Genomic DNA, 13,461 nt, shown 5'->3' on the forward strand with positions numbered 1-13,461 from the left:
AATAAGCCGTTGTAAAAATACTTTTTGATCACTATTGTTTCAGCAGCAATTAAAAAGAGCTATCGGGTACCAAGTAACTTACCTTTTGTTATTCATGTAATCAATGGTCATGTTACACAAGGCTTTTACACCTAAACTAAAGCCGCTTTCATCAATATAAAAATCGGGCGTATGGTGCGATGGTGCTTTCAGCGGATCGCCTCCCTTTGGCATACCGCCCAAAAATATGAACAAGCCCGGTACCTTTTCCTGGTAAAAGCTAAAATCTTCGGCGCCGGTTACAGGAGGGCGCAACAGCACATTAGCGGCACCGGCAGTTTGCTGCAGGCTCGGCAGCATTTTTTGGGTCAGCTCGGGGTCGTTATAAGTTACAGGATAGTGGTTGCTGTAGGGTATTTTTACCGTAGCTGTTGCTCCCTGCGCTTCGGCTGTTTTGGTGGCAATTTCGGTTACCCTGGTAACCAGCATTTTTTCATCAGCAGGGGTGAAGGAGCGGAGGGTACCCAGCATTTCAACCGATTCGGGGATTATGTTTGAGCGGTTACCACCTTTTATAGCACCTATAGTTACCACTGCCGGGTTTTCGGTTACATTGATATTGCGGCTCACTATGGTTTGCAGGTTATTGATGATCTGGGCAGAGGTTACAATAGGGTCAACGCTCGACCATGGATAAGCTCCGTGGGCCGACCGCCCTTTTACGATGATCTGCATATCATTAACCCCAGCCATGGTACCACCCGGCCGGTAGGTTATTTTGCCAACCTCCGTTTGCGAATTAATGTGCAAACCAAAAACCACGTCAACTTTGGGGTTTTCCAGCACGCCCTCTTTTACCATTTGCTCTGCCCCGCCTTTCTGACCGGGTTCAACGCCCTCTTCGGCGGGTTGAAAAATGAATTTTACGGTTCCGTGCAAGTCTGCTTTCATTGACGATAGCACCTGCGCAACCGCCATCAGTATGGCCATGTGCGAATCGTGCCCACAGGCATGCATCACGCCAACCTCCTGTCCGTTATAAGTAGTTTTTACTTTAGATGCAAATGGCACAGGTGTACGCTCAATAACCGGCAACCCGTCCATATCCGCCCTCAGAGCCACAACCGGTCCCGGATGCCCGCCTTTCAACACCCCAACCACACCGGTAGTAGCTATGCCGGTTGTTACCTCAATACCTAATGATTGTAAATGTTTGGCGATAATGGCCGATGTGCGTACCTCATGGTTACCCAGTTCGGGATGTTCATGAAAATCACGCCGCCAGGTTATTACCTGTTCCTGCAGGGCATCGGCTTTGGTATTTACCTGTGTACGTAAGGCATTTTTTTGAGCTATAGCTTGCAGCGAACACACACATAGTGATAAAATAAGGCTTGCTTTCATACGGGTTGTTTGGAGATAGTAATATAAGCACAATAGTTTAAATATGGTAGATTGAGAAGCACCGGCTATGAGCCACAATCAAAAAAGCAGGCAAGCACGATTCTTTTTATGCGAGTACATAGCCGTTAACTCAGGGCTAAAAGGGGGTTAACAGGGTTAACACAATTTCGATTTTTAATATACAAAATACTAACAATCAACCATTTAACAAGAACACAGGGTTACCTAATTCGTTGATGAACCGGAGCCGGGTAGCCGTTAACTTAAGGAAGAAAAAGCGCAGAATTGCGTAGCTCCCATTAAGAAGCTTATGTCCGTTCAAAAACGGAATTAAGTCAAGAAAATCGCTTTTAACCACATGTGGATTGAAAAACAATAACTGAGAAATTTTGACACTAATTTTTACGTATTAATCAAATTACACGAATTGAATTAAGTTAAGATTCGTGTAATTCGATTAATTGTTGAGAACTTGCAATGCATTAGTGTAAAAATTTCTCAGTATGAGATTAGTAAAACAGATCGAATTATTTTAAACGCGATTTCCCTGGGAATTAAGTCCCATATTTTACTACCCTCCAACATTTTTATTACCTTAAGCCCCTCATATCAGCAAAACATCTATACAATGGCACTTTTAGGCAATTTAGGCAATTACAAAAACTTGGGGTTACTGATCATCCGCATCGGACTTGGTATTATGTTTATCTATCATGGCTATCCCAAGCTGATGGGTGGTACCCAAAACTGGAAAGATATTGGCGAATCAATGAAATATGTAGGAATCCATTTCTGGCCGGCGGTTTGGGGATTACTTGCAGCTGTTACAGAATGTTTTGGAGGCTTTCTGCTGATCATCGGGCTGGCATTCAGGCCGGTTTGTATCCTAATTTTTATAACCCTTGTAGTTGCAGCGTTAACGCATCTACGTACAGGCGGTGGCCTGGGCGATGCCGCTCATGCCATTGAAGATGCTGTTACGTTTGCCGGTTTAATATTTATTGGGCCAGGGAAATATAGTGTTGATAAAAAATAATCACATTAATTTAATATTAAGATATCCCGAAATACCTATCAAAATTTAATATCATTTTCACCTCAAAAAACAGGCAAATTTGAATGCATAGCTTTTGCAACCTCATATTGAAAGCAAAGGTAAAAGCCGATATCTATTAAAGCAAAACAGGTCGCCGATTGGCGACCTGTTTATTAATCTCATCAAATAAATTTTATTTATAGTAAGTATCCTGAAGCGATCTATCTGATCCGTTATCATTATTATGAACCTTAAACTTGAAAATAAATTTCTGAGCTATTGGATCAACAGACACTATTTCGGCAGGCGAACTGATCGATATTTTTGCTCCGGCCAAAGTTCCATCAGCCAAAGCAGCTGCGTCATCAGCATTTATCGCTACTGCGAAGTTAGAATAAGTACCCGCATTCTGCGTAAATGTAACTTCATAGCGTAATCCCAAATACCCGGAAGCAACTTCAAATTGAGTTGGAGTAACCGGAGACAAAGTGGCCGACTGTCCTTTGGAATCAGTTGTTGGAGTTCCTGTGCCTGAACTGTTATTGTAACGTAAATAATCCCATTTATAAACGCCGGCAAAGTGGTTACCAATTACGTGATAATAATGGATACCGAAGTTACCGCTGATAGTGGTTCCTGAAGCGTCTTTTATTACAATTGGAAGCATGTAACTTAAAGACGGATCTAACTTATTTTTATAAATAGTAACCGAAACAATTTTTGTGCGGGTACCTTTTGCTATAGTTACAGAGACATCGGTAAACACAAAAGCGTTTGCAGGCATAGCTACATAAGAAACGCTGTTATCAATTTTCGCGTAAGCTGCAATAACCGAGTTATCAACTGCCAAAGTTACTTTCGTATCAGTTGTTGGGATTGACGGCGATGCAATATTAACTGCAAACTGCCTAACAATAGTATCGCCCGCTTCGGTGAACGCATCTTTACTAAAATTTGTCAAACCGCTTATCGGTAATTCGGCAATAGGTTTTGATGCCCCAAAGTCTACGTACCTGTCATCTTTAAGGCACGAGCTAAGTAATGTTACGCCCGCCAACAGGACAACGCCCGTTAGCTTCGAATATATAAATTTTTTCATATCTGTCTATTTTTTAATTATTTAGCCCAGAAAATCTTTGATTTGAATGGGTCAATGGTTCCTTCTTTACCTACGTTATCGGCGTTTTGCTGATACTCAGAAGTTGGATAAAACACCCTGGTTGGCAAACCTGTACCAATTGCTTTTGAATCAATTGATCTTGGGACAGCAGGATAGCCTGTTCTTCTGATCTCGTTATAAGCTTCAAGGCTTCCGTAACCGGTTAATGAAATCCATTTTTGAGTAATGATAGCCTGAAGTTTATTAGTGCTCGCTGCCCAGCTTACATTAGCAATCGGCTGGCTATAGTAGGTAACAGCATCATCAGCACTAAGGCCTAAAGCAACAAATGAAGCTCTTATACCGCTCTCATATAGTGCTTGTGCATTACCTGTAATGGTTCCGTTTAATACAGCTTCAGCCTGAAGGAAGTACGACTCGGCTGATGACATCAGGATACCATCCTGTGTAGCTGATTTCAACAAGCCAGGACCGATAGCGCTTGTACCCGCATTCGGAACAGCAGAATCATCGCCAAATATGATACCAACACGTTTGATTTTCTTCGGATCGTTAGCTATTGCAGCATAAAACGCCCTGGCCCTTAATGTATCATTAGTTGCCGTTAATATACCTAATTCGTATGCATTAGCACGGTAGTACGCGTTGTTACCGGTTGGGTTACCATTCTGATCAAAACCAAAGCTTCTCCAGAATGGGCTTTGCTGGCCACCTACCGCGTCGCTATTGGTATAACCAGGTTGGGTAGCGGCTTTCACACTTGCGTTAAGATAGTTAGCATCACCCGAAGCTGGTAATGTAGCAGTTAGTTTACCGCGAACAGCTAAACGTAATTTTAAAGTATTGGCAAACAATTTCCATTTAGCCATATCACCCTTAAATACGATATCTGAAATATCAGGGCTGGTAGCTGAAGCGTTACCGTCAATTAATGCGATAGCTGCATCGATTTGTTTAATAAGGTCGGCATAAATATCAGCTCCTTTATCATATTTGGGGAACAGCGTTTTTGACGAGTTAAATGCCTCTGTGTAAGGAACGTTGTTATAATTATCAACCAGCTGTTCAAAATCATACGCTTTCATGATTTTGGCAATCGCCCTGAATTTTGCAAATGAAGCATCAGCAGAAATAGTTTCCAGCGTGTTAAAGTTGGTTAAGTTTGCATATAGCGGGGCAAATACCTGATAGTTATCCGTAGTGAACTGGTATTGCTGCAACTGCGGGCTCGGCACGTAGTTACCACTCGGTGATAACTGACCTGCCCAAACGCCGTAGTGAGGGTAATTGATATTAACGATATCCGACGCTACTTTAAGTGCACCAGCCAACGTAAATTGCGGAGTGGTGACCGACGGCGTATTCGGGTTCACCGAAAGTTCTAAGAAGTCTTTTTTACAACCGGATAAACCGATGGTAACCAGACCTACCATTATATAAAAATATTTTTTCATCTCTTTATCTTTTAAACTAATTAAAACGTTACGTGAAGATCAGCACCGTAAACACGGGTTGCAGGCGTTTGCGAAGCACTGTTTGTACCAACATCGTTACCAACAGAGTTACTGAACTCAGGATCACCCCAAGGGTTGCTTTTCGGAGTCCATAACGCCAGGTTACGACCAGTTAATGCAAAGCTTAAACCTTTGATGAATCCTGTTGTACGGATAAATTTAGTTAGGTCAAAATTAAGTGCGATTTCACGGATTTTCCAGAATGCAGCGCTCGATACCCTTGGTCCGTTTGCGGTGTTATAAGCAGAACTCTGCCAGAAACCATAGTTACCATCGGCAACAGTGACATTGGTATTTGGCGTGTAAACACCCGGCGAAGTTTGGATAACCGAATTAGGATACACAAAACGTGAACGGCCCGCTTCGGTTGAAATTTGTGATGAACCGCCAAAGTTTAAGGTTGAACCAACACCGTTGTAGATGATGTAACCGCCGCGGAACTCACCAACACCCGATAAGGTTACGATGTCGTAACTAACCTGGGCATTAACACCAAGGATGTATTTAGGAGTTGTACGGCCAAAGTTTCTTAAAGTAGGATCAACCGATGGCAAACCGGTAGTTCCGCTTACAATTACACGGCCCTGAGGATCACGCAACAGATCTGAACCTTTGTAAACCGGGAAAGGCTGCCCCTCCACTGCAAAAACGTTGTTATTAATTTGTAACGAGTTGATACCCGGCAATAACGATATCACTTTCGAATCGTTAATTGATAAGTTACCACCTAAACGTAAACCAACTTTGTTTTTAGCTTTGGTTAACACATCGGCGGTTAATTCAAATTCACCACCTTTTGACTCAATTTCACCAGCGTTCAATAATACCTGCTGATAACCTGTAGCCGCAGAGGTACTAACTTTAAGGGTTTGATTTTTACTATTTTGTTTGTAGTATGTGGCTTTTGCACTGATGCGGCCGTCAAAGAATGAAGCCTCAGCACCAAACTCAATCTCGTTGATCGATTCTGGTTTCAAACCGTAGTTATAGTGAATTGAACCTGCAGTTAAAGCACCTAACGAACCATAAGGGAAACCAGAGGTAACGCTGTAGGTATCAGTTAAGTTGTAAGGATCAATTGAGATGTTACCCACACGGCTAACCTCGCCATATAATTTTAAGTAGCTTAAAACTTTGTTGTTTTTCAGGAAGTCGAGGGCATCCGTTGGGATGAACGATACTTTACCTGATGGATAATAAAACGACCTGTTTGCAGTACTTAAACGAGAATCACGCTCATTCCTTACTGTACCTTCAAGGAACAGGTAATTTTTGTAGCTTAAGTTTAAAGCCGCATAATATGCAACCTGGCGAATTTTAAATTCAGATTCGGCAGCATTAGCTATACCGCCAATAGTATTGATGTTGTAAAAGTCTTTGATCAACAGGTTGTTGCTACCTGTGTTCATAGATTTACGGTATTTTTGAGTAATGGTATTACCTAAAAGTAAGTTAACACCAAGGTCGTTATTGAAAAATTTATGGTGGATAGTCACTATCGCATCCCCTTGTAACCTGGCGTAACCATCGCCATTGGCGGTACCATCACCATATTGGTAGTAATCATTTACCTGGCCCGGGGCTTTACCTGTAGTAAAGGTACTTTGTACACTACCTGCACCCAGCGGATCGCTGATGCTGTAAGGCGTAAAGTTTACCTCGCGGCGTGTGGTTTTTTCCTGGTCGATACCAAAGTTATGCGAAACCCTGTAGTTCAGATCAACCCATTTGTTCACGGTGTATGACAAGGTTAAGTTTGACAAGAACACATCCCTTTGTTTGTTGATCCTTGAGTTATCAGTGATCCAGTAAGGGTTGATGGCGTAAGCATCATAAAAATCGCTTGGGTTTGCGAAAGTCCCGTTGTTAGAGTCCCTGAAATCTTTGATATTTAGGAATGATGGCCACTGGATAAGGTTGGTATACAACAATGAACCATTGTAACCTGTACCGTAAGTACTGATATCTGTACGGGTGTATTCAACCGAGAAATCGGCTTTAAAGTTTCCGTAACTTTTAGCGCCACGCACACTCACGGACGTACGGTTGTTTTTATCGCTTGGCACTACACCTTTTTGGTAAGCGTTCTGAGCAGAGAAATAAAATGAGTTTTTGGCATCGCCCTGAGAGAAGCTAATGTTGTTTTGTTCAACAATACCTGTGTTGAAGAAAGCTTTGATAGGATTTTTTTTCTGAGCAGAGTACGGAACCATCAATACCGGACCATTAGGGCCACCTGCAGGGTAACCTACCTGCACCATGTGACCGTCATACAGCGGACCATATTGCTGGTTTTCATAAGGAGTGTACAGCGAGAAACCGGTAATAGGATCAACATAAGGAGCGCCTTCACCACCGTAGATACCGTATTGGTTTTGTAGTTTAGGGAAGAAACCAACGTCCTGAAGCTGGAACGAATTGCTGTAAGTAATCACGGGCTTAGCATCTGTACCTCTCTTAGTAGTGATGATCATCGCACCGTTTGCTGCCTCCGAACCATAAAGTGCGGCCGCACCGGCACCTTTAAGGATGTTAATGTCGGCGATGTCGTTCGGGTTGATTGATGATAATGATCCGCCCGGGATTGGCACACCATCAACAACGATAAGCGCGGTGTTGTTACCCAGGGCCGACCTGTTACCACGTAAGGTAATCCTCACCTGAGGGTCGATACTGTTATCAATAGTTGATACCGCTAAACCGGCAACTTTTGCAGTTAAACCGTTAGCAACGTTAACAACGTTTGATTGGGTAAGTTCTTTACCGCCTACTTTGGTTGAAGAGTAACCCGTTTCGCGGGCTGCCCTTTTAATACCAAGAGCGCCAGTCACAACTACCTCTCCCAACTGTTTAGCTGAGGGTTCAAGAACTGCATTAACAATTGATGAAGTTCCAACCGCCTTGTCAAGTGACGTGTAACCAACGAATGAAAATGTGAGCGTTGAATTTGCCGGTACGCTGAGAGAGAATTTACCGGCTGCACTGGTTTGGGTACCTATGGTTGTACCCTTAATCTTTACTGTTACTCCCGGAATGGGTAGGCCGTCGTCTTTGGCCGTAACCGTACCAGTAACTGTACGGTTTTGTGCGAATACTTGCGTCATAGACAACACAAGTAAGCACAAACTTACGAGTAGAAGTTTTTTCATTTCGTTAATAATAAGATCAGTTAATAGTTAATTAATCATAAAAGTAATGTTACGTTATCAAAAAGTCAAGTAATTTCTTTGAAAACGTCATTTTTTTTTCAAAAAGCCAAGTTTTAGCTAAAAGAATAATAATTATAGTACTATGTATTGCATAATACAATCTAAAACATATATCTTTGTATTATGATCGTCGAAAACACCCAAACCCAAATGAGGAAAGGCATACTGGAGTATTGCATCCTCTCCATCATAGCTAAGGGCGAAACATATGCATCAGACATAATTGCTGAACTTAAGAAAGCCCAACTGCTTGTAGTTGAGGGTACTCTGTATCCTCTTTTAACCCGTTTAAAAAATAACGGACTGCTCACCTATAACTGGGTGGAGTCAATTTCCGGGCCGCCCCGAAAGTACTATGTGCTCTCGGACGAAGGCCGTGCCGTACTTGAACAATTAGATAAAACCTGGCAGGAGCTGGTATTTGCTGTTCAAACAGCTATCGGCGATAGAAAATAGAAAAACCTACAAACTCACTATAATCATGAACAAAACAATTATCATAAATATAAACGGCATGGTTTTTCACATTGAAGAAGATGCCTACGAAGTGTTGAAGAACTATATGACGGATGTAAAGCGTCATTTTTCTACTTCGGCCGATAGCCTGGAGATCACAACCGACATTGAAAACCGCATTGCCGAAATGTTTAACGAGATCCTGGCACGAGATGCCAAACAAGTTATTGTTGAGACCGACGTTAAGGAAGTTACAGAACAAATGGGCAGCGTACAGGATTTTGAAACTGCTGAAACCGACGCCAAAGCTGCGGGTGGCAATCCGTTTGAGTACAATACCGAACGCCGCAGGCTTTTTCGCGATCCGGACGATCACCTCATCAGTGGTGTATGCGCTGGTATTGCCAATTATTTTGACATTAACCCGGCCTGGGTAAGGTTGGCCTTTGTTATCCTGGTGCCTTTTGCCGCCATGGGCCTTGTTATATATATTATATTATGGATGGTTGTGCCGAAAGCCATAACCCGTGCCGACCGTATGGCTATGAAGGGTGAAAAGCAGGATTTGAAGGGTTTTAAAAAGAACTTTGAAGAAGAGTTGAGCACTGTACGCGAAAACCTTCAAAACTTTAAACATGAAGCCAAACCGTTCATTTACCAGGTTCGCGATCTGATCAGCGATATCTTTGAACATCTTGGCGCCTTTTTAAGGGGTACGGGCAGTTTACTTGGCAAACTATTGGCTGCAGCTGTTTTATTGGCCTGCCTTGGCATGACCATAGCGCTCATCGTTTCGCTTGTCGCTTTATTTGCGGCTGGTAATATGGGCATCTACAACCTGTTTCCGTTCAACATAACTAATCACCAGGCCAATGGCATTTTTATGGCGAGCGGCTTTTTAGTACTAACTATACCTTTATTAGCCATTATTTTATCAACGATAGGCTTCCTGTTTAAAAAGGCTTCATTTAACCGCTCAATTGGTACCACCTTATTATGTATCTGGTTGGCCTCGCTGGGCGCAGTTTCATACTATGGCGTAAAAACAGCGGCCAGCTTCCGTGAGGGTGGTAAGTTTACGCAAACAGTTAAACTTAAGCCAACTGCAAACAACACGTATTACCTGCAGCTGAATGACACCAAGTATTTAAGTAATGAGGATAGTACCCGCCTTAAAATAAATGAACGCTTTAAAGGCATGATCATTTTAGATGATGATTTTAATGGCGATGACATGCCAAACCGCAACGTTAACATCGATATTGAAAAGAGTGATGTGCCGCAACCGGTGCTCATCGAAACATTCAGCGCTCGCGGCAGCAATCTTGAAGAAGCCTTGATCAACGCCCGCAGCGCTTCCTATCGCTTTGAGCAAAAAGATTCGGTATTGAATTTCGATCGCCACCTGGAAATGCCTAAAGGCTTTTTATGGCGCGGGCAGGAATTACATCTAACCCTAAAAGTACCGCTTAACGCTAAGATCATTATTGATCAAAAACTCGACCGTAACATCAACTTCAATATATATGAGTGCAAAAGCGATGGTGATGGCATTACCACAGCCACCTATATCATGACCACCAATGGGCTGGAATGCAAAGTTGACCCGATAAAGGCAGCCAAATTCAAAGCAGATAGCCTAAAGGCGCTCAAACAGGAACAGGATACCTTACCGGCAAGCCCCGCCGATACAGCAAAAGCACAATAAACCATTTCCCTGTGAAAATACTTTTTAAATATATAAGCCTGCTAATTTTTAGCGGGCTTATTATACCCTTCTACCCCCTGCTTCAAACAAGCGGTAATCCGCTTTTAAACAGCAGGGTAACCAACCTCAAATCAAACTTTACCCGCCAAAATGAAATGCCAATTACCTTCCGGATTATTAAGGATATGGCAAAAAATTTAATGCCCGCATTAAAAAGTGAAAATAATCTGTAACCAACACCCCTGTTTTTGCATCTTAATGTAAAAAGCAACACAATTACCATTTCCGGGTAATCCGGCAACATAAATTTAATAATCGTTAAAAAATGGCCTAAAAGCCAGGTGGGATTGTTTTGCTAAATTTAAATTAAAAGCATTAACACAATGAAAACAATCGCCTATATCTCATAACTACTAAACCCTAAAAAACCGGAAAAAGCACGCCGGAAACTAAACACACTTATTTACAAATTTTAAAAAAGGAGCAATCCTTTAACGGCATTGTATTGCCCTTACTTTTAAACCGAACTAAAAATGAAAGCTATCATACACAACATATTTTATACACTGCTGCTTGTTGCTATCAGCTGTAGTGTATCCTTTGCCCAGCAGGCCGCGCCTGCCGCCAAGGTATCCGGGGCCTTACTCAATGAACAGGGCAAACCACTTGATTATGCAACTGTAAGCCTTTTGCGCGCATCTGATTCAACCGTGGTTAAAGGAGCCTTAAGTAACGATGCCGGTGTTTATGTTTTTGACAACATAAAAGCGGGCAACTATATTATTAAAGCCACTGTTGTTGGCTATCAAAAAGCTGTAAGCAAAAGCTTCACCGTGCCTGCAAATACACCGCATGTTACAGCTCCTGCTTTAAACCTGCACACAGGCAGTACCGAATTAAAGGGAGTAACTATTACTGCTACCAAACCGCTCATTGAACGTAAAATTGACCGTACGGTAATGAACGTTGAAAACAGCGTACTTGCAGCTGGCAACACAGCCATGGAAATTTTGGAACGTGCACCGGGCGTTACTGTTGATAAGGACGATAACATCAGCCTGAAAGGCAAACAAGGCGTAACTGTCATGATCAATGACAAGCTAACCTATCTTACGGCAGCGCAGCTGGCTACTTTATTACGTTCAACTGATGGCAATACCATTAAATCTATCGAGATCATTACCAACCCATCGGCAAAATATGATGCAGCAGGCAACTCAGGGATCATCAACATCAAATTAAAAAAGAATACACAATCGGGCACAAACGGCAGTATCACTGTAGGTGGTGCCAAAAGCAAATACTGGCGCGATAACAGCAGCCTAAACCTTAATCACAAACAAGGCAATCTCAATGTATTTACCTCATTAAGTAGGGGTGATAACAAACGTGGCCACGATATTGGCATTGACCGTATCATTACTGATTCGCTTGGCAATAAAACTTATTTCAACCAGAAATCAAGCCTGCCAAGCATCAACCATTACAACAACTATCGTTTAGGTGCCGATTATGACCTAACCCCAAAACATACCATAGGTTTTGTGGTAAGCGGCTATTCAAACAGCGAAAAAGACTTGAATGATAACCGCACAATTATCGGCAAACAATTTGGGGTGCCTGATTCATCGTTGCGCACTACATCAGATATCAGGCAAACCTATAAAAACTTTGCCCTTAACCTTAACGACAGGCTTAAGCTTGATACCAGCGGCCAGGAACTGAGCATTGATTTGGATTACTCTAAATTCAAAAACAACTCCAATGCCATGTACAATACCGATTATTTTTTACCTGATGGAAGTATACAGCATGAACCACAAATGCTGCGTAACCAAACACCTTCAACCATAAGCATCTACACCGGTAAGGCTGACTACACCAAACCGCTTACCAAAACCATCAAACTGGAAGCCGGGGTAAAATTCAGCAGTGTTAAAACCGATAATGACCTGCAAGCGCAGATCTTCAGCAACGGTGCTTATATTAATGATACTACACGTACCAACCGGTTTATTTATACCGAAAAAATCAACGCCGGATATTTGAACCTGAACAAACAGTTCAAAAAATTCTCGGTACAATTAGGCTTACGTGCCGAGCAAACCCGGTCTACAGGTAACCTGATTGGCAGTACACCTGTTAAGAGGAGTTATTTAAACCTGTTCCCAAGCGTGTTTATTAACCAAACCATTAATGATAAAAACGAGATAAGCTTTTCATACAGCCGCCGTATCGACCGTCCGGGCTATGACGATCTGAACCCTTTTGTTTATTACCTTGACCCTTACACTTATTCGCAAGGTAATGCGTTCCTGAACCCGCAATACACTCAAAATTTTGAGCTTAATTATACTTATAATAAAACTATCAATGTAAGCCTTGGTTACAGTCACACAACCGATGCTATTACAGAGCTGATTTTAACAGAAGGCAAGCGTTCATTTGAAACACATCAAAACCTGCAAACACAAACCGGTTACAATGTCAACATCAACACACCATTCACCATTACCAAATGGTGGGAGGGCAATGTTAACGCAACCGCGTTTTACCTGGGCTTTAAGTCGGATACCCTTGCTGGTCAAAAGTTCAATGATGGGCAATGGGCTTTCCAGGGCCGTACAACACAAACATTCAAGTTTGCAGGCTACCGCTTTGAAGTAACCGGCGATTATCAATCATCATTAACCTACGGCATTTACAAGATCAGACCACGCTACTCAGTAGATATGGGTGTCAGTAAATCATTCATGGAAAAGAAATTCAACATCAAAGCTTCATGCGATGACATCTTCAACATCCGCCGCAATGACTTGAGCAGCCAGGTGGTGAACAATAACTTTGTTATCAAACAAAAAAATGATACCCGGGTAATGCGCCTTACTTTTACTTATAACTTTGGTAACAGTTCTATCAAAATGCGTCAGCACCGCAGCGGCGCCGATGATGAAAAAGGAAGGGTAAAGGGGAATAATTAACCCCCCAGCCCCCTGAAGGGGGAGCCTTTGATTAGCATGGCTATAAGTTAAAAG

Annotated in this window: 8 protein-coding genes; 4 read left to right on the forward strand and 4 right to left on the reverse strand. The window is 42.3% G+C overall.

Annotated elements, in window-relative coordinates:
- Positions 1–78: 78 nt before the first annotated feature.
- Complete coding sequence (locus IEX80_RS17305) at positions 79–1,383, reverse strand: amidohydrolase (protein WP_188833604.1); 1,305 nt, start codon at positions 1,381–1,383, stop codon at positions 79–81.
- Positions 1,384–2,011: 628 nt separating this feature from the next.
- On the opposite strand from IEX80_RS17305, the gene IEX80_RS17310 reads away from it, so the two are divergent.
- Positions 2,012–2,419, forward strand: a complete 408-nt coding sequence (locus tag IEX80_RS17310; RefSeq protein ID WP_188833605.1) for a DoxX family protein — start codon at positions 2,012–2,014, stop codon at positions 2,417–2,419.
- Between the two features lie 193 nt (positions 2,420–2,612).
- Here the strand turns inward: IEX80_RS17310 and IEX80_RS17315 are convergent, their stop codons facing one another.
- From IEX80_RS17315 to IEX80_RS17325, 3 genes are read right to left on the reverse strand one after another with little or no spacing between them, the layout of a single operon-like run.
- Positions 2,613–3,518: a DUF1735 domain-containing protein gene (locus IEX80_RS17315; RefSeq protein WP_188833606.1), complete on the reverse strand. Its 906-nt coding sequence runs from the start codon at positions 3,516–3,518 to the stop codon at positions 2,613–2,615.
- 17 nt (positions 3,519–3,535) lie between these two features.
- A complete protein-coding gene (locus IEX80_RS17320; protein ID WP_188833607.1) occupies positions 3,536–4,993 on the reverse strand; it encodes a SusD/RagB family nutrient-binding outer membrane lipoprotein in 1,458 nt (485 codons plus the stop codon).
- A gap of 20 nt (positions 4,994–5,013) precedes the next feature.
- A complete protein-coding gene (locus IEX80_RS17325) occupies positions 5,014–8,157 on the reverse strand; it encodes a SusC/RagA family TonB-linked outer membrane protein (protein ID WP_188833608.1) in 3,144 nt (1,047 codons plus the stop codon).
- A 228-nt stretch (positions 8,158–8,385) separates the two neighbouring features.
- Here IEX80_RS17325 and IEX80_RS17330 point away from each other — a divergent pair, with 228 nt between their 5' ends.
- From IEX80_RS17330 to IEX80_RS17340, 3 genes are all read left to right on the forward strand, one after another.
- Positions 8,386–8,718 carry a PadR family transcriptional regulator gene (locus IEX80_RS17330; protein WP_090532189.1) on the forward strand — a complete coding sequence of 111 codons (333 nt, stop codon included), beginning with the start codon at positions 8,386–8,388 and terminating at the stop codon, positions 8,716–8,718.
- Between the two features lie 25 nt (positions 8,719–8,743).
- Complete coding sequence (locus IEX80_RS17335) at positions 8,744–10,426, forward strand: PspC domain-containing protein (RefSeq protein ID WP_188833609.1); 1,683 nt, start codon at positions 8,744–8,746, stop codon at positions 10,424–10,426.
- Positions 10,427–10,959: 533 nt separating this feature from the next.
- Positions 10,960–13,407, forward strand: coding sequence for an outer membrane beta-barrel family protein (locus IEX80_RS17340; RefSeq protein WP_188833610.1), 2,448 nt, complete (start codon positions 10,960–10,962; stop codon positions 13,405–13,407).
- The last annotated feature ends 54 nt before the right edge of the window (positions 13,408–13,461 follow it).

It is taken from the genome of Mucilaginibacter rubeus (genome assembly GCF_014643835.1).
GTDB lineage: Bacteria > Bacteroidota > Bacteroidia > Sphingobacteriales > Sphingobacteriaceae > Mucilaginibacter > Mucilaginibacter rubeus.